The organism is Exiguobacterium sp. s129 (assembly GCF_018617585.1).
Lineage (GTDB): Bacteria > Bacillota > Bacilli > Exiguobacteriales > Exiguobacteriaceae > Exiguobacterium > Exiguobacterium aestuarii_A.
The window spans coordinates 78657-95960 of the sequence record NZ_JACSKL010000005.1; the positions used below are offsets into that span (position 1 = coordinate 78657).

Annotated in this window: 16 protein-coding genes; 9 read left to right on the top strand and 7 right to left on the bottom strand. The window is 47.8% G+C overall.

Going from position 1 to position 17304, the window contains the following annotated elements:
* Positions 1 to 24 precede the first annotated feature (24 nt).
* Entirely contained in the window at positions 25 to 3165 is a 3141-nt protein-coding gene (locus tag KNO92_RS07495; RefSeq protein ID WP_214760718.1) for an efflux RND transporter permease subunit, read from the bottom strand.
* A gap of 29 nt (positions 3166 to 3194) precedes the next feature.
* Positions 3195 to 3761, bottom strand: coding sequence for a TetR/AcrR family transcriptional regulator (locus tag KNO92_RS07500; RefSeq protein ID WP_214760720.1), 567 nt, complete (start codon positions 3759 to 3761; stop codon positions 3195 to 3197).
* Positions 3762 to 4027: 266 nt separating this feature from the next.
* Here KNO92_RS07500 and KNO92_RS07505 point away from each other — a divergent pair, with 266 nt between their 5' ends.
* From KNO92_RS07505 to KNO92_RS07515, 3 genes are all read left to right on the top strand, one after another.
* A complete protein-coding gene (locus KNO92_RS07505; protein WP_214695774.1) occupies positions 4028 to 5089 on the top strand; it encodes a Fe(3+) ABC transporter substrate-binding protein in 1062 nt (353 codons plus the stop codon).
* A gap of 133 nt (positions 5090 to 5222) precedes the next feature.
* The gene (locus KNO92_RS07510) at positions 5223 to 6860 is read left to right on the top strand and encodes an ABC transporter permease (RefSeq protein ID WP_214695776.1); all 1638 of its coding nucleotides are present in this window, start codon (positions 5223 to 5225) and stop codon (positions 6858 to 6860) included.
* Positions 6860 to 7567, top strand: a complete 708-nt coding sequence (locus tag KNO92_RS07515; RefSeq protein ID WP_214695778.1) for an ABC transporter ATP-binding protein — start codon at positions 6860 to 6862, stop codon at positions 7565 to 7567. The genes KNO92_RS07510 and KNO92_RS07515 overlap by 1 nt, the downstream gene beginning before the upstream one ends.
* Before the next feature lie 48 nt (positions 7568 to 7615).
* On the opposite strand, the gene KNO92_RS07520 is transcribed toward KNO92_RS07515, so the two are convergent.
* From KNO92_RS07520 to KNO92_RS07535, 4 genes are all read right to left on the bottom strand, one after another.
* Entirely contained in the window at positions 7616 to 8062 is a 447-nt protein-coding gene (locus KNO92_RS07520; RefSeq protein ID WP_214695780.1) for a hypothetical protein, read from the bottom strand.
* Between the two features lie 112 nt (positions 8063 to 8174).
* The gene (locus KNO92_RS07525) at positions 8175 to 9074 is read right to left on the bottom strand and encodes a class F sortase (RefSeq protein ID WP_214760721.1); all 900 of its coding nucleotides are present in this window, start codon (positions 9072 to 9074) and stop codon (positions 8175 to 8177) included.
* Between the two features lie 19 nt (positions 9075 to 9093).
* Positions 9094 to 10434: a copper amine oxidase gene (locus KNO92_RS07530; RefSeq protein ID WP_214695789.1), complete on the bottom strand. Its 1341-nt coding sequence runs from the start codon at positions 10432 to 10434 to the stop codon at positions 9094 to 9096.
* An 88-nt stretch (positions 10435 to 10522) separates the two neighbouring features.
* Positions 10523 to 11302 (bottom strand): AraC family transcriptional regulator, encoded by a 780-nt coding sequence (locus KNO92_RS07535; RefSeq protein WP_214695798.1) that lies wholly within the window; start codon positions 11300 to 11302, stop codon positions 10523 to 10525.
* Between the two features lie 123 nt (positions 11303 to 11425).
* On the opposite strand from KNO92_RS07535, the gene KNO92_RS07540 reads away from it, so the two are divergent.
* Entirely contained in the window at positions 11426 to 13075 is a 1650-nt protein-coding gene (locus KNO92_RS07540; RefSeq protein ID WP_214760723.1) for a glycoside hydrolase family 13 protein, read from the top strand.
* Between the two features lie 103 nt (positions 13076 to 13178).
* A complete protein-coding gene (locus KNO92_RS07545) occupies positions 13179 to 13685 on the top strand; it encodes a flavodoxin domain-containing protein (RefSeq protein WP_214760726.1) in 507 nt (168 codons plus the stop codon).
* Here KNO92_RS07545 and KNO92_RS07550 read toward each other — a convergent pair.
* A complete protein-coding gene (locus tag KNO92_RS07550; RefSeq protein ID WP_214760728.1) occupies positions 13649 to 15247 on the bottom strand; it encodes a glycoside hydrolase family 55 protein in 1599 nt (532 codons plus the stop codon). The two genes, KNO92_RS07545 and KNO92_RS07550, sit on opposite strands and share 37 nt — an antisense overlap.
* Before the next feature lie 261 nt (positions 15248 to 15508).
* Here KNO92_RS07550 and KNO92_RS07555 point away from each other — a divergent pair, with 261 nt between their 5' ends.
* From KNO92_RS07555 to KNO92_RS07570, 4 genes are all read left to right on the top strand, one after another.
* Positions 15509 to 15709 carry a cold-shock protein gene (locus tag KNO92_RS07555; RefSeq protein WP_015880427.1) on the top strand — a complete coding sequence of 67 codons (201 nt, stop codon included), beginning with the start codon at positions 15509 to 15511 and terminating at the stop codon, positions 15707 to 15709.
* 117 nt (positions 15710 to 15826) lie between these two features.
* Positions 15827 to 16240, top strand: coding sequence for a pyridoxamine 5'-phosphate oxidase family protein (locus KNO92_RS07560; RefSeq protein WP_214760730.1), 414 nt, complete (start codon positions 15827 to 15829; stop codon positions 16238 to 16240).
* Positions 16241 to 16418: 178 nt separating this feature from the next.
* Positions 16419 to 16925 carry a DoxX family membrane protein gene (locus KNO92_RS07565; RefSeq protein WP_214760733.1) on the top strand — a complete coding sequence of 169 codons (507 nt, stop codon included), beginning with the start codon at positions 16419 to 16421 and terminating at the stop codon, positions 16923 to 16925.
* A gap of 80 nt (positions 16926 to 17005) precedes the next feature.
* Complete coding sequence (locus KNO92_RS07570) at positions 17006 to 17302, top strand: DUF3817 domain-containing protein (protein WP_214746837.1); 297 nt, start codon at positions 17006 to 17008, stop codon at positions 17300 to 17302.
* Positions 17303 to 17304: the final 2 nt, after the last annotated feature.

The following is a 17304-nucleotide window of genomic DNA, read 5'->3' on the forward strand; positions in this document are numbered from 1 at the left end:
TTGTTAAAGTCAACTCTCTTTTGTTTACGCTTGTTTTTTCTTACGGAATCGTGCGAAGAACTCATAGACAATCGGTACGATGAGCAACGTGAGAAGCGTCGAACTTGTAAGTCCGCCGATCACGGTGACTCCGAGACCTTTCGAGATGAGTGCCCCGCCCTCGAGACCGAGTGCGAGCGGTGCGAGTGCGCCGATTGTCGCGAGTGCGGTCATCAAGATTGGGCGAAGGCGTGTGCCTGCTGCCTCAAGTAACGCTTCACGTGTTGATAAACCAGCTTCTTCTTTATGAATGACACGGTCAATCAAGACGATGGCGTTCGTGACGACAATCCCAATCAACATGAGTGCCCCGATCAAAGCAGAAACCGAAATCGTTTCACCCGTGATGAGGAGGGCGACAAGTCCCCCGATAATCGCATACGGGAGTGAGAACAACACGACGAATGGTGTGAGTGCCCCTCCGAATGTGATCACGAGAACCAAGTATACGATGGCGATTGCGGCGAGCATCGCAAGACCAAGCTGTGTGAACGATTCTTGAATCTGTTCCGTTACACCGCCGACATCATACGATACGCCAGACGGGAGCTCGATCTCTGATACGCGTTCTTCGATCGCAGCAGACGCTTCTGTCGCTTTATCTGTGCTGAGTTCAACACTTACTTGTGCGAGCAGTTTTCCGTCGCGCTCGACGAGTGTGTCCGGCGTTGTGCCTTCTTCGATTTCAATGAAGTCTGAAATCGGGCGTGGTCCGAACGGTGTCGTGATTTCTTGTGCTTGCAAGTCATCGACACTGTCATACGTCACTTGCTCGTTCGGGATGACGACGTCTAACTGTTTGTCGTCCACTGTCACGCTCGCAAGTGGACTTTCTGGTGCCTGGAATTGGCTGATGACTTGTGCGATTTGACCTGCAGATACACCAGCTTCCGCTGCGGCTTGTTGGTCGACGTTGAACGTGTATTGAACATAGGACTCACGTAAGTCAGATGTCGCTTGACGGACGTAATCCGTTTCTTCTTCAATCGTTTCGATGAAAGTCGGCACAATCGCTTCTAAATCTTCAAGCGAGTTGGCGTAGACGTTATACGTGACACCGCTCGTTGCGCCGCCACCTGAGAAGTCTTGTTCTTTCCACTCCCCGTTTGAGGCGAGTTCGTTCAACTTCTCGATATCAGCCAACTTCACATCTGCGAAATCTTCCGTGTCCGGGTCATACTGGACGATAAAGATTCCTTGTTTATTGTTTCCTGGGTTCAGCGGATTCTCTCCACCGACTGTAAATTGAACGTCCGTTGCGTTCGGTTGTTCTTCCATGAAGTATTCTTCTGCCACTTCAGCCGCGGCAATCGAATCTTCAAGCGTTTGACCAGGTTCTGGGTCGAACGTGACGAACAACGTCTTCTCCGAATCTTGGTTCAAGAAGTTGACCCCAATCGCTGGGACGAGGGCAAAACTACCAATCAATAGGGCAGTCGCGAGTCCGAAGACGACGAGTTTATGGTTCAGTGACCAGTTCAAGACGCCGCGATACCATTCTGCGAGCTTTCCTGGACCTTCTTCTGGCTTCAACTTATCGCGGTTTTTAAAGAACGAGTCGGCCATCATTGGTACGACCGTAATCGCGACGAGTAATGAAGCGAGTAGGGCGAAGACGACAGTCAATGCGAACGGCAAGAACAATTCACCGACAAATCCTGTGACGAATCCGAGAGGTAAGAATACCGCGATTGTAACGATTGTCGACGAGGCGATCGGGATGAATACTTCTTTTGTCGCCGCGATGATTAATTCTTTACCGCGAAGTGGTTCGTTCGACCGTGTGAGTCGACGGTAAATATTCTCGATGACGACAATGGAGTCATCGACGACACGACCGATGGCGACGGTCATCGCACCGAGTGTCATGATGTTTAACGTGATTCCTAATTGTTTCAACACGATGAGTGCCATGAGAAGCGATAACGGAATCGAGATGACGGCGATAATCGTCGAGCGGAAGTTACGCAAGAACACTAAGATGATGAGGATAGCGAATAATCCACCGAGCAATGCTTTCGATAACATCGTCTCGACCGACTCTTCAATCGGTTGTCCTTGGTCGAGTGTGATTGATACATTCGCCGTATCATACTCTGCTTCGAAGTCGCTCAACACTTCTTTGACGGCATTGACGACATCGACCGTGTTCGCATCTTGTGTCTTCGTCACCTGTACGCCGATTGAACGTTCACCGTTCGAGCGAGAAATCGATTCTTCAATTCCTTTGTCCTCGATTGTCGCGAGTTCGCTCAACGCGACAGTCGGAACGTTTGGTGGTAATGCCGATGGTGTTTCCGTCGGGACCTCTGTCGGCACGTCTGGTGTTTGACCAGGTGGCAATTCAGTCGGAGCAGACGGTGTCGTCGGCGTTGATTGTGCTGGTGAGTAAGGGATTTGGATGTCGCGGAACGCTTCGAGCGTCTCAGATTTTCCATCGATGACGACCGCTTGTTCCGTGTCACCTAATTCATATAATCCGAGCGCGATACGGGCATCGTTCGCCTGAATCAATTGTTTGACCGTGTCTTCTGTCAAATTGTATTCAGCGAGCGCTTCTTGATCGAATTGAAGTTCGACGCGGCGAATTTCTTGTCCAGCAATTTGGACGGTTTGTGCGCCTTCCACTCCTTCAAGAGCGGGTTGCACTTCTTCCTCGACGAGCTTCGTCAATTCAGCCAAGTCAAGACTTTCATCCGAAATGGCGGCCCCGATGACCGGGAAAGCGTCGAAGCTGAGACGCGACACTTGGGGTTCTTGTGCCGATTCAGGTAGTTCGACGTTACTTAACGCGTCTTTGACTTGCTGTTCCGCTTCATCCATGTCGGTACTGAAGTCGTAGTCGATTTGGATGTTCGAAGCGTTTTGGAACGATGAAGAACGAACTTGTTCCACACCATTTAGACTTTGCAGGCGTTCTTCGAGAACGGTACTGACTTCTTCGAGTACTTGCTCAGGGGATGCACCTGGATAGATGGTTGTGACCGAGACGGTTGGCGTCGTGATATCCGGTAATGTCTCGAGCTTCATCGTCAGACCGGCGAAAAGACCGGCGGCGGTCAAGATGATCGTCATCAACCAAACCGCAAACTTATTGTTGACGGAAAAGGACGTGATTTTCTGCATGGGTTCTTAATCTCCTCTATATGTTGTTTTTATGACTGGCTGTCGATGGCGTGTGCCCGTTCAATCAAGCGGGCGATGATCGCTTGTTTGAGCTCGGTAGGGGGAACACCGACACCGAAATGTTCTGACATCATCATGCCTTCGAGTGCATAACGAATGATCATTGTTTCAACCGGGTCGGCTGTTTTTTGAAACTGTGCGAAGAACGTATCTAAATCTTGCTTCCATCGATCGGCATACTCTTGGTCGACGGCGAACAGCGTGAGAAATGCAATCATTTTCTCAACGTCGATATGAATGGCAGCACGTTCGGGATGCAAATTCGTTTCATCGAACAGACGAACGAATGCTTCGACCGGACCGTGACCTTCCTGTTGCAGTGAGGCATACAACTCATTTTGTTCTTGTTGTAACCGTTCGACAATCGCGGTCATCAATGCTTCTTTTGAAGCGTAGTGATAAAGAAGTCCACCTTTTGAAACGCCCGCTGTTTTGGCGACTTCGTCTAATGTAAGTTGATGCACACCTTGATTCATGATGATGTCTGTTGCCGCATCGAGTAGTTTTTGTTTCGTGACGTTCGATCGGTTTGTCATACCTTCACCCCTTTCTGTACCGACCAGACGGTTTGTTTGATTTCACTATATCGTTCGCATTCTTTTGAAGTCAAGAAATGATGACCTCAATCGTTCGCATTCTTTTGAAGTCAAGAAATGATGACCTCAAAACTGTCACAAATTAAGCATTCTTACTGATAGCGATTGCAGAAAACCCTTGACGTGAGAATGATTATCAGTGATGATAGGTACTGAGAGTAATTATCATTACCAGAGAGAAATCATTGAACGTGGGGGAATGACAGATGAACAAAAAATATGCAGCTTTAGGAATTTCAGCAGCGTTAACGACATCGCTCCTTGCCGCTTGCGCAAGCACAGATGAGACAACTTCAAATGAAGGCTCGGACGATTCGAACGTCGTCAATGTTTACTCGAGTCGCCACTACGATGTCGATCAACAATTATATAAACAGTTTGAAGAAGAGACGGGCATCAAGGTAAACGTCGTGGAAGGTAAGAGTGACGAACTTCTCGAGCGTTTAAACACTGAAGGAGAGAGCACAGAGGCTGACCTCTTCATTACGGCAGATGCCGGAAACTTGTACCAAGCGAAAGAAGCGGGACATCTCCAAGCGGTCGATAGCGATGAGCTTGAGTCAAACATTCCTGCAAAATATCGTGACACGGACAACGAATGGTTCGGTTTGACGAAACGTGCACGTGTCATCGTTTACTCGAAAGATCGCGTGAAACCAGAAGAATTGTCGACGTATGAAGCATTGACAGAAGAACAATGGAACGGCAAAGTACTCGTGCGTCCGTCTGAAAACATGTACAACATCTCACTTCTCGCATCATTCATCGAAGTGAACGGTGTCGATGAAGCGAAAGAGTGGGCGAAAGGCTTAGTGAATAACATGGCACGCGACCCACAAGGGAACGATCGTGACCAAGCGAAAGCGGTCGTCGCCGGTGAAGGAGACGTGGCCATCATGAACACGTACTATATGGGTCTCATGTTGAATTCTGAAGACGAAGAAGAGAAGAAAGTCGCCGAGCAACTCGGTGTCTTCTTCCCAAACCAAGACACAACAGGTACACACGTAAACATTTCTGGTATCGCGATGACGAAAGCGTCGAAAAACACAGAAAACGCTCAAAAATTGATGGAGTTCATGTCAGAACCGTCAGCTCAAGAGAAATTTGCGGGTGTGAACTACGAATACCCAGTCAACGAGTCGGTTGAGCCAAATGAGCTTCTTCAATCATGGGGCGAGTTCAAAGAGCAAGACATCAACCTCTCTGCACTTGGAGAAAACCAACAAGAAGCAATCCGCATCTTTAACGAAGTAGGTTGGAAGTAAGATGACTTCGGCTTGAACGAGAGTTCAGGCCGGAGGTTTTTGCGTTTCATACACCCTAAGCGCTACACGGGACGCGTAGAAACTGATATGATGGGACAGGAATTGATTGTTTACAGAACGGGAGCGGTACGACATGAACTGGCACGCGGTAAAACGACAACTGAATGGATGGGCGATCCTAAGCTTTCTCGCGATTTTATTGATCGTCTTGCCGGGGATTGTCGTGCTCGTGGAATTATTCGCACCGGTCAATGACAACTGGCAGCATATTCAAGAGTATTTGTTGCCCCGTTATGTACGGAACACGTTGTTCATCATGGTGGCTACTGGTCTCCTGACGACTGTGATTGGAACGAGCCTTGCTTGGTTCGTGACCGTCTATGATTTTCCGTTCCGTCGCTTCTTTAAATGGGCACTCATCTTGCCACTGGCGATTCCGCCTTATATCGGGGCGTATACGTATCACGGCATTTTAAATTACACCGGAGTGATCCAAACAACGCTACGGAATCAGTTCGGGATCACTGTCGATCAGTCGTACTTCAATATCATGTCGATTCAAGGAACCGTGTTTATTTTCACCTTGTTCCTCTATCCATACATTTATACGATCACACGAGCGTTCCTGCATAACCAATCGTCCTCGATGATTGAGAACGCACGGATCCTCGGTCGTGGGTCATGGGATATTTTCTTCACCGTCGTCATTCCGATTTCCCGAGTCGCCATCATCGGTGGTGTCAGTCTCGTCTTGATGGAAGTACTCAACGACTATGGCGTCGTGAAATATTTCGGGATCCAGACGTTCAGTACCGCTATTTTTAGCACATGGTTCGGGATGAAGGATACGTCGTCGGCGCTGAAGCTGGCAGGTACCCTCATGATTCTCGTCATCGCCATCTTGACGATGGAGCGACTCGTGCGAGGACGGAAGCAATTTAGTTACGCTTCGACGAAAGTGAAACCGCTCAAACCGAGACCGCTTCAAGGCTGGCATCGCTACGCGGTATTCGCTTATGTCTCGATCGTCTTTGCCATCGCATTCGTCATTCCGTTCACGCAGTTGACGGCCTGGACGTTCCTGACGTTCGATACGGTCTTCACGGAAGAATTTTGGCAACTTGTTTGGAATACGGTGCGTGTCGCCTTTATCGCAACAGTGATCATCCTGTTGTTCGCACTCATCATTGCGAATTACACGCGGCTCTTCCCGTCGAACATGACACGCGTCATTTCAAAGGTGACGACGCTTGGGTATTCGATTCCAGGGGCAGCGATCGCGATTGCGGTCATCACGCTCTTCTTGTGGCTCGATGGCAAAGTGCTCGATATGGCTAAGGCGCTCGACTTGAGTCAGACGTTCGTGTTTCGGACGACGCTCATCATGCTCATCTTCGCCTATGTCATCCGTTTCCTCGCCATCGGCTACAACTCGATTGAGAGTGGGTTCGAGAAGGTCGGGAAATCGTTCACGGAAGCATCCCGCATGCTCGGATGGAACACGGTCCAAACGTTCTTCCGCGTGGATATCCCGATGATCAAAGGTGCCATCATGAGCGCATTTATCCTCGTCTTTATTGATATTATGAAAGAGTTGCCGTTGACGCTCTTTTTACAACCATTTAACTTTTCGACGCTTGCGACACAGGCGTTCAAATACGTGAGTGATGAGAAGATTCATGAAGCGGCACTCGCTTCCATCGTCATCGTCCTCATGAGTGGACTGTTGATATTCGTTTCCCACAAGGTGCTTGATAAGGAGGCCGACTAATGTTCGTTCAAATCAACGATTTACATTTTAGCTATAAAGGTGCACATGAAGAGACCATCAAAGGGTTCTCGATTTCAATCACAAAAGGCGAAATCGTCTCGCTTCTTGGGGACAGCGGTTCTGGGAAAAGTACGATTCTCCGATTGATCGCAGGGCTCGAGATGCCGAACCAGGGCGTTGTCGTCGTGAACGACTGCGTCTGTTGCGACGATTGTCAGTTCATGCCACCAGAAGATCGTGGCGTCGGGATGGTCTTCCAAGACTATGCACTCTTCCCGCACATGACAGTTGAAAAGAACATTCGGTTCGGTCTTCATAAACTAAGCCGGAAAGAACGGAATGCGCGTGTCGAAGAGATGCTCGCGCTCGTCAACTTGACGGAGTTCCGTCATCGTTACCCGTACGAACTCAGTGGGGGACAACAACAGCGTGTCGCGCTCGCGCGTGCACTCGCACCGAAACCAGCGTTGTTGATTCTAGACGAACCGTTCAGTAACTTGGACACGTCACTTCAACATCGGATTCGTGACGATTTGCGCCGTCTCTTGAAGCAGACGGGCACGACGACGATTTTCGTGACACACGACGAGGAAGATGCAGAGGCACTTGCTGACCGCATCGTCTACCTCGGAGAAGGCAAAATTAAAAAGCAAGTCATGACGGAGAACAACAAGACGTTCAACCCGCAGATTCCTTGCTTCGTATAAGTACGACGCACTCATTGATGAAATGGGTGCGTTTTTGTGTCGAGTCTATCATTCGATGTATTGATTGTCTAAGACGGATAAATTCTCCTGCCAATCCGTCCAAGAAGATTGGAGTGATGTAATCAATCCTTGCCCACCGAAACTAATCGTACTTTCATGGGATGCATAAATAATCCAGTTCATTTGTTGATCAAACCAATACCGTTCTAAATAGCGACCATCATAACAAGGGTCTAATGAAGCGGTATCGATTTGCCAGAGTGTACGGTCCTCATGTAGTTCAAAGATGAGCTCCGTTTGTTGATTCCGTATCCATTGCTGGATGTCTTTAATTTTTTGATCAACATCTTCAATGTAATCGCTATCGAATGCAATCACATCTAATCGAGGAGGAGTGGAAAGGGGGTACCAATAATATGAATCATCCACGCCCCAAATGGCGCGAATTCTTCTTTTTAATTGATTTGCGAGAGGTTGCGAAAGTCGAGTCCTCATGACGTGTAAACTCCTTATCCTGAATATGATATATATGTATTGCTACATTCACTATACATGGAAAGCAGTAAAAAAACCGCCCTTAGAATTTTATCTAAGAGCGGTTTTGTATTTACTTCGTTGTTTGCGACGGTTTGGACTCGTTCCCAAGTTGGTCAATCGCAGTCACATAATAAGAAACACCTGTTTTACTTGCGACTTCGATACTCTTTCTTGCATGGGATGGGACGCTTTCGATATGAGTCGCTTTTCCGTCGACGACTTCATAGATGCGATATCCGATCACGCTCTCTTGACGCACGGCGTGCCAGGTTAACAAGTTTCCTTGTCGCTCGACTGCCGTCGGGATCTCGAGATCGACAGTTTCGTTCAGTTCGGTATCCACTAGCTCTGTATACACGACGAATCGTTCATCGTAGCCCCCGTCCCCGAACGTACCCGAACAGGTGATCAAATTTAAATTGCGATTTGATGTGGCACCGAAAATCTCTTCGATTGGCGCGGTTTTCGTATCATAGCGTTCTGTTTTTGTGACGCGGAACCGAAGTGTGTTTCCGGCTTCGTCTAGAATCAGAACGTCATCGCCTTCTTTAAGTTGATCGAGTTGATAAAAGACGGCCGGGCCGGTCTTACTGTCGACGTGACCGGCGATCACGGCGTTCCCTTTACTTCCCGGTGTGACACCGGGTTCAAACCACCCGACCTGATTTTCATCTTCTGGTACACCCATCTGTCCGTTTTCCAGTACCCCGACTTGTTCAATTGCCGTATCGACATCAATTTTAGGGATCTGGATTTGAACAGGGGTGACGGCCTTGGCGTTTTCTTCTTCCTCAGCTAATCGTAACTTCTTCACCTCTTCCTGTAGAAGTGAGAATTCAGCCGTTAAATCCGGGCTCTCCTCTATTTGTTTTTCTTCTACAGGTGGTGACGACGATTCTTGGGCGCTCGTCCACGTCCAGAAGCTAAAACAAAAGAGAGAGAGCGCCAGAAACAAATGGCGCTTGTTCATGGGGCTCCCTCCTTATTGATTATTGTTCAGACACTTTACGTTTGCGAAGCGTTACGAAGGCGAGTAAGATTCCGCCAAGTACAGCTAATCCAGCGTAGAGCGTGTTCATTGATTGTTCTTGTGCACCACCGAGACCTGTTTCAGGCATCTCTTCAGGCATCATTGTTTCTTCAAACTTGTCAGGCATTTGTGTCACGATCGCGTTACCGAGTGTTTCACCAACACCGAACATGAACGCATATCCTTCACGGAATGACATCCAAGCCGCTTCTGCATCGCCTGCGACGTATTGATCGAATGTGTCGAGTACGAGTGTCTCATGCTGTTTGATGGCTTCTTCACCAGCAGCTTGTGGCAAGTTACCTTCTGTTGCTGCATCGAGGAATGTGCTGAAGTCGACAGCGAATGTGTCGAGGCGCATACGTGCTTCTTCAATCTTTGCTTCGTCACCTTCAAGTGTAGCAGCTACGATATCACCTTGTGCTGTGATGTGGTCTGAGTTCCAGATTTTTTCGAACTGTGCAGCACCTTCGTCACCGTATACAGATGCGATGGCCGCTTTGAAGTCGAGTGTGTTCTGATCTTCTGCCCATGTGACGTAGTCATAGTCCTCTGCTTGGTCATATCCTTTTTGCATACCGATTGCAGCGAGGGCGAAGTGCTCACCTGCAAGACTGTTCAATGTTGAGCGGAGTTCAACAGCTGGTGTATCTGCTCCAGTCGTGAATTTGTCAGGCATTTGTGTGACGATTGCACCTGAGAGGGCTTTACTGATGTTGAACATGTGCTTGTAACCTTCACGGAACGTCATGTAAGCTTCTTCGTAATCTCCTTCGACATAGTTATCGAATACAGAGAGGACTTGGTCTTCATGAAGTTCAAGTGCATCTGCTGCCGCTTCTTTCGGTAAGTTCCCTTCCGTCGCTGCATCGAGGAATGTTGAGAATTCTTCTACGAACTCATCGACTTCAGCTTCAGCTTCCATGCGTAGTTCTTGGTTGTCTGATTTTGCAGCTTCTACGAAATCAGCTGAGTAGTCGTTATGACCACGGAAGATTTCTTCGAACTTCATGCCGCCTTCTTCCCCATAAATTGATGAGATGGCTGGTGTCATGTCGAGCGCGTTTTGATCGAGTGCTTTCATCGAAACTTCAGCATCTGCTGCCTCGTCGTATCCTTTCATCATCGATGTGACGGCTAATACGTAGTGCTCAGATAAGAGTTGATCGAGTGTGGCGCGAAGGTCACCTGCTGGTGTACTTGCTGTCGGTGTGTGATCCGCTGCCTGTGCGTTGACCGGTACGAGTAGTCCTAAGGCTAGTGCCGGTGCTACGATTTTGTTTAACGTCTTCTTCTTCATGTGTAATCGCTCCTTTTCGTAAGTGAGTGTTGTTGTCGTTATTTACACCCATCTAACGGAGCGGTTCAAAAAATGGATCACTCTTTTTTTATTTTTTTTCGTTTTTTTGTTGAAGAGTGCGATAAACCCCTGGTGCTACGCCATATTTCCGTTTAAAAATTCTGTGGAAATATGGATAACTTCGAAATCCAGACAGTTCCGCAATCGTTTCTAACGAATGTTTTGTATAGCGCATTTGCTCTTCGGCAAGCTGTAAGCGAATCGATTGTGCATATTCGATGATTGTCATCCCGGTCTCTTCTTTAAAGAGATGAACGGTCCGTGAAACGCTGAGTCCGACCTCTATAGCAACGTCTGCCACTTTAAAGTCATTGGTGACGTGCGATTCGATAAAGCGCATCATGCGAGAGACGACTGGAGGTCGCGCCTGGGAATGCACATCTTGAATCGAACGATCCAGCATGAGTAGAAGCGCTTTGACGAGAGTTTCAATTAATTCAGGACTTTGTTCCGATGGTGGACGGCGCACTTCCTCTGTAATGTGTTGCCATAGCGAAAGTAGGCGGGAATCGATGGTGATCGCGTATAGTCTTTCCCGTGGCGTCGCATGCCACCACGTATCCATCGCATGTCCGGTGCAGAAGATATGATAGTCTCCGCTCGCAGGTGTATCGACATGCATTTCATAGAAGTCACCCGGGCGGACAATCAATACGTCACCAGGTCGTGTGATCATCATTTCCCCATTGACGACGATCCGAGCCGTCCCCTCTGTCTGTAAGCGAATCAGATACGTATCGAGTAAGTTAGCGAATGGAAAAGTGTAGGTCGTTGTATGATACGAATAGCCACAAAAGCCGATTTCCATAATAGTCTCCTCATTTTATAGCAAAATTGTACATATCCTAATCATATCATGGATGGTCATGAATCCTTGAAGGCAGTACGATGAAAGCGTTGAAACGGAAATGAACTTCAAGGAGGACGTAACATGAAACAATGGTGGAAAGAAGCGGTTGTGTATCAAATTTATCCGCGGAGCTTCAATGATTCGAACGGGGACGGGATTGGTGATATCCAAGGGGTCACGGAGAAGATGTCTTACTTGGCAGAACTCGGAATTGATGTCATCTGGCTCTCGCCGGTATACGATTCGCCGAACGATGACAACGGATACGACATTCGTGATTATCGTGCCATTATGGAGGAGTTCGGTACGATGGACGACTTTGATGCGATGCTTGAAGAAGCACACCGTCACGGGATTAAAATCATGATGGACCTGGTCGTCAATCACTCTTCCGATGAACACCAGTGGTTCATGGAGTCACGCTCTTCAAAAGAGAGTCCATATCGCGACTATTATATTTGGAAAAAAGGAAAAGACGGTCAGCCGCCGACGAACTGGGGAGCTTTCTTCGGCGGCAGCGCTTGGCAATATGATGAGGCGAGCGATGAGTACTACCTTCACTTATTCAGTAAGAAACAACCGGATTTGAACTGGGAGAGCGAAACGCTTCGTCGTGAAGTGTACGATCTCATGACGTATTGGCTCGATAAAGGGGTCGACGGGTTCCGAATGGACGTGATCAATATGATCTCAAAAGACCCGAGCTATCCAGATGGTCAAACGCAAGGAACAGGGTACGGTGACGGCACGCCATTCTTCTTTAACGGACCACGTATCCATGAATTCATGCAAGAGATGAATCAAGAAGTCTTATCTAAATACGACACGATCACGGTCGGTGAGATGCCAGGAGTCAGTGTGGAAGAAGCGAAATTGTATACAGGGGAAGACCGTAACGAACTGAACATGGTCTTTCATTTTGAGCATGTAGACGTCGGAAACGGCAGCTTCGGGAAATGGAATCCGACGGACTGGAAACTCACAGAGTTGAAGACGATCTTCTCGCGTTGGCAAGAAGGACTGGAAGAAGAAGGATGGAACAGCCTGTATTGGAGTAACCATGATCAGCCCCGTGCCATCTCGCGCTTCGGGAACGACTCCCCGGAATATCGTGTCCGTTCCGGGAAGATGCTTGCGACACTTCTTCATCTATTGAAAGGGACACCTTACATTTATCAAGGGGAAGAGTTCGGGATGACGAATGTCGCGTTTGATTCGATCGATCAGTACCGAGATATCGAAACGTTAAACGCTTACCGTGACTACACGTCAAAAGGGTTGTTGACGCACGACGAGATTTTCCGTGGAATTCATGAGCGGGGACGTGACAATTCACGCACGCCGGTACAGTGGTCGGACGAAGCACATGGTGGCTTCACGACAGGAACACCATGGATTGGGGTCAACCCGAACTATGTCGACATCAATGCGGAGGCGGCACGGAAAGACCCGAATTCGCTCTTCCATTACTACCGTCAATTGATTGCGCTCCGTAAAGCCAATCCAATCGTTGTCTATGGAAAGTATGAGCTGTTGTTACCGGAAGATGAGGCAGTCTATGCGTTCACGCGTTCGTTCGAAGGAGAGACATGGCTCGTGCTCTGTAACTTCTCAGGTGACACACAACAACGTGACTTACCATATGACGTAAAAGAACGCGTCATCGGAAACATGGAACCGATTGAACCGTTCACCCTTCGTCCTTACGAAGCACAAGTGTATAAACTGTGACGAAAAGCTCGCCAGACGGCGAGCTTTTTTGAGTGGTCGCGTATCTTCTTCTCACGATTCGGGAATAGTGTAAGTAACGTCTGACATGAAAAGAGGGAACGACATGGGTACTTTAATCGCGTACTCTTCCAGATATGGAACGAGTGAAAAAGTGGCGTCTTTACTCGCTGAACGGTTATCGGGAGACGTTCATGTCCAAAATATCGTAGAAGAGCCGAACGTTATGTGGGAGACGGTGGATCACGTCATCGTCGGCAGTTCGATTCGGATGGGTACCATCCAGGACGAGATGAAAGAATGGTTGACGCTTCATGAGGCACACTTGCTGGAGCATCCCCTTGCTCTATATTTGTGTGCCGGGACACCGACAGAGTCGGAGCGGATTCGCGAGTTAGAAGAAGCCTATCGTGCCACGCTGCGCGAACATGCTTATTTCGTCGAAGTCGTCGGAAGTGGGTATGACTTTGAACGAATGGGCTTTTTAGACAAAGCGATCGTCCGGATGATGGCCAAACAGAAAGAAAGCTCGCTTGAACTCGATGAGGACAAATTGAAACGGCTTGTCGAGGCGGCTCAAACGTCCGAACGCACTCGGTCCGAGAATCCGTAAGCAAGTATGCCTTTCACATCAATCGGACTTTTCGTGGAGATGAGTACATCTCCGCTTTTTTTCTGTCCTTCGATGTGATGAAGTGCAATCTTCTCCAGTTGACGTCCTATTCTTAACGCGATTGGCGCAGATTCATGGCATCGTAAGTTTTCGATGGTCACTTCATCGGTCCGGTTATCTCCTCCGAACAGTTCGAGATCAGCTCTCGAGGTTGTAAATCCACGCACGGAGATGCGATGTAATTGAACACGTCGAGACTTGTATTGAATCGCTAATGCCGGATGTTTTTCATAATCGTAAGTTGGGTCACCGATCGCGGTCAATCCATGGATGAAGACGTCCTGATAGGCCGAAACGACTAAACTTCTTGGAGAGGATTTCGCATATAGCGAGCTTCTAACTGGTTCGACGGATACTAAATTCGTACCAGATAGAAAGCGTGCTGTCGTCGAATCGGGATCGTCTGCTAAATGATGACCAATGTGACGGAAGTTAAATGAACGATTGTCATGCACCGAAAGATGGCCGAAAATATGAACGTCATGAGCCGCTGACGAGGTTCCATGTGCCTTTACTTCGATTCCACCAAAACATCCTTCACTTTTATTGTTTACGAGTGTGACGTGCCGCGATCCATCGTCAATCTCAATGCCGTTCGAGTTTGAGAATCCAACGGCATGCGTTCGGCCATGAGGATGATGACAATAACAGTTAGTGATATAAATGGCATCGCTATGGTGTGTCGTGATTCCGTCATCCCCATAGTTCGTCGCCTCAAGGTGATCAAGATGAATATACCGACTGCCGTTTGCGGCTCGGAGTCCATCCCCTAAGTAATGATAGTGTGGAGACGTGATGTCGAACGCATGAAGACCGGCATTCTTAGCCATCACATGATGCACCCAGCCATACGTCACATGAGCAAACGTCAAGGCACTCGATGTCGTGTCACCGCTCGTCGTTCGTTTCGCATCGCCTAATCTTGCGACGTTCCAATCGAGCGTCAGGTGACATACCTCGATATGATGGTTTCCCGCAAATGGGGTGGCGTTTCGTAACAGTCTTCGATGCTTTGGAGCACGATCGGATAGTTTTAGAATGGTGACTTCCTGTCCGGCACCTTCTAATACACAGTTGGAAGGAAGGCGAATGCCCCGAACGATATACACACCTTCAGGGACAAAGACGCGGCGATTGGAGCGGAGGGCGAGACGAAAAGCGAGCGTGCAATCCGTTTTACCGTCTCCGACAGCGCCATAGTCTGTCACATCAACACGTTGTTTTGTGACCTGCATCAGATTCAAATATTCCGCATCGAGGCGGCGCATCCAAACAGGGCGAACCATTCCGTCCATTTGTTCGAGCGGGAGTGACGTTTGAACAGGCGTAATGCGTTCTGTCATTGGAATGCGGCAAGGACTGGATCGTTGCTGCTCTGAGTAAGATGTCTCGCGCGTGGAGCGGTGCCATTCGAGTGTTCGCTGGATGAGGTCTACTTCCGGCCAATCAGAATAAGAGGCAATCATCGATGCGATTGATTGCGGGTCCTTTGCATTTTTCATAATAAATCCTCCTAGCATCATCTTCTCTAGCATGTACCCGTTTCACCTCGTTTTTTAGCAATCAGAAGTATTTACTAGACAGAAGCATCTAGTCGTGTTATATTCAATATGTGCTTAATTAAGAATAGCTGGAATCATAATTCACAAGTGCTTGGGATTATTTTTCATTAGATAATCCAGGGGCTTGTATTTTTTTTGGTCAAGTTTTTTCTAGTAAGGCACTACTATAACGCATAGCGTTTATTTCAGGAGGGTTCATTCATGAACACAGGTAAAGTAAAATGGTTTAACTCAGAAAAAGGTTACGGCTTCATCGAAATGGAAGGCGGAGACGACGTATTCGTACACTTCTCAGCAATCCAAGGCGACGGCTTCAAAACACTTGAAGAAGGCCAAGAAGTAACTTTCGAAATCACAGACGGAGCTCGTGGACCACAAGCTTCTAACGTTGAAAAAATCTAATCTTCCTTTCTAAGGAATATGATACCTGCTCGCATCGGCGAGCAGGTTTTTTTGTGTTTAATCGTGTGGTTTGAGGGAACAGTATACGAGCGACAAACCATGAAGGAGGAATTCGGAATGAGTGCAAAAGAAACAGCATTAAAGATTCTAGATTCAAGTAATGTAGGGACGATGGCGACCGTATATAAGGTGAAGCCACATAGTCGTTACATGACATTTTTCCATGATGATTTCACACTCTATACAGCAACCTCGAACGATACAGATAAGGTAGAGGAATTAGAGAAGAATCCATATACGCATATTCTGATTGGTTATGATGGAGATGGAGTGGGAGACACCTACTTAGAAATCTTAGGTAAAGCGACTGTGTCAGACGATGAATCGATGAAAGAAAAAGTGTGGAACGACAAACTCGAGGGCTGGTTTGATGGTCCGGACGATCCGAAATTGGTCATTCTCAAAATCGAACCAGAATCGATGCGTGTGATGAACAAAAAAGGGCAGCCACCTCAAGAAGTAACGTTGTAAACTTCTCAAAGACGCCTCGAGTAGGCGTCTTTTTGCTGGATGTGAATAGAGTGTGACGTACATATGGACGAATCATGAACAAAGCAAAACACATATGTGAAATAGTGAACATAGGTGGTATATTGTGAATGTAATCACATTATTCATTTATTCAACTTCTTGAAAGGGAGGAATCATCATGTTCACGAAATTTTGGCAAAATCATAACATCGCTACGGCAATCTTGACGGTGTTACGTGTATGGCTCGGTTATCATTGGTTAACAGCAGGTTGGGGTAAAATCACAGGTGGCTTTGGAACGGAGGGATTCTTAAACAACGCGGTGACACTCGCGACTGGAGAGCATCCAGCCGTTGCGGGATGGTGGGCTGCATTCTTAGAAAACTTTGCGATTCCGAACGCCGGATTATTCGATGTCCTTATTCCTTATGGTGAATTTTTGGTCGGGTTAGGGTTATTGCTCGGTGCACTCACACGTAGCGCGGCGTTCTTCGGTCTTGTCATGAACATGGCGTTCTTGCTCTCAGGGACGGTCAGTACGAACCCGACGATGTTGATCGTATCTGTATTGATTTTGGTTGCTGGACATAACGCAGGAAAAATCGGAGTCGATGGCTTATTCCTTCGCAACTTCGTCGAAACAAAACTATTGCATCGTTCACCAAATCGTCAAATAGCATCGTAACTTTTATGCACTCTCCTGTGACAAACCTCTCATGTTTCGGCTACGATAGATATAGCCTACAGAGATAAAGGAGAACGCATATGACTACGACTCATTTTAAATGGCTTGGCTACACAGAAGGTGTGTCCTTCTTGTTGTTACTGTTCATCGCGATGCCACTGAAATATATGGCGGGTATTCCACTCGCGGTCAGCATCGTCGGCGCTGCACATGGTTTCTTGTTTGTTGCCTACGTGCTCGCAGCCGTCTACATGGCATGGCGCTTTCGTTGGGGCTTCAAAGTTCTGACGCTTGCCGTCATGGCATCGGTCATCCCATTCGGACCATTTTTATTAGAAAAACGGGTACTCCCGTCAACAGAGAAGACATCGAACTGATT

What these genes read in the sequence shown, in the direction of transcription:
- KNO92_RS07495 (WP_214760718.1), bottom strand. Translation starts at nt 3,165, where the DNA reads ATGCAGAAAATCACGTCCTTTTCCGTCAACAATAAGTTTGCGGTTTGG.
- KNO92_RS07500 (WP_214760720.1), bottom strand. Translation starts at nt 3,761, where the DNA reads ATGACAAACCGATCGAACGTCACGAAACAAAAACTACTCGATGCGGCA.
- KNO92_RS07505 (WP_214695774.1), top strand. Translation starts at nt 4,028, where the DNA reads ATGAACAAAAAATATGCAGCTTTAGGAATTTCAGCAGCGTTAACGACA.
- KNO92_RS07510 (WP_214695776.1), top strand. Translation starts at nt 5,223, where the DNA reads ATGAACTGGCACGCGGTAAAACGACAACTGAATGGATGGGCGATCCTA.
- KNO92_RS07515 (WP_214695778.1), top strand. Translation starts at nt 6,860, where the DNA reads ATGTTCGTTCAAATCAACGATTTACATTTTAGCTATAAAGGTGCACAT.
- KNO92_RS07520 (WP_214695780.1), bottom strand. Translation starts at nt 8,062, where the DNA reads ATGAGGACTCGACTTTCGCAACCTCTCGCAAATCAATTAAAAAGAAGA.
- KNO92_RS07525 (WP_214760721.1), bottom strand. Translation starts at nt 9,074, where the DNA reads ATGAACAAGCGCCATTTGTTTCTGGCGCTCTCTCTCTTTTGTTTTAGC.
- KNO92_RS07530 (WP_214695789.1), bottom strand. Translation starts at nt 10,434, where the DNA reads ATGAAGAAGAAGACGTTAAACAAAATCGTAGCACCGGCACTAGCCTTA.
- KNO92_RS07535 (WP_214695798.1), bottom strand. Translation starts at nt 11,302, where the DNA reads ATGGAAATCGGCTTTTGTGGCTATTCGTATCATACAACGACCTACACT.
- KNO92_RS07540 (WP_214760723.1), top strand. Translation starts at nt 11,426, where the DNA reads ATGAAACAATGGTGGAAAGAAGCGGTTGTGTATCAAATTTATCCGCGG.
- KNO92_RS07545 (WP_214760726.1), top strand. Translation starts at nt 13,179, where the DNA reads ATGGGTACTTTAATCGCGTACTCTTCCAGATATGGAACGAGTGAAAAA.
- KNO92_RS07550 (WP_214760728.1), bottom strand. Translation starts at nt 15,247, where the DNA reads ATGAAAAATGCAAAGGACCCGCAATCAATCGCATCGATGATTGCCTCT.
- KNO92_RS07555 (WP_015880427.1), top strand. Translation starts at nt 15,509, where the DNA reads ATGAACACAGGTAAAGTAAAATGGTTTAACTCAGAAAAAGGTTACGGC.
- KNO92_RS07560 (WP_214760730.1), top strand. Translation starts at nt 15,827, where the DNA reads ATGAGTGCAAAAGAAACAGCATTAAAGATTCTAGATTCAAGTAATGTA.
- KNO92_RS07565 (WP_214760733.1), top strand. Translation starts at nt 16,419, where the DNA reads ATGTTCACGAAATTTTGGCAAAATCATAACATCGCTACGGCAATCTTG.
- KNO92_RS07570 (WP_214746837.1), top strand. Translation starts at nt 17,006, where the DNA reads ATGACTACGACTCATTTTAAATGGCTTGGCTACACAGAAGGTGTGTCC.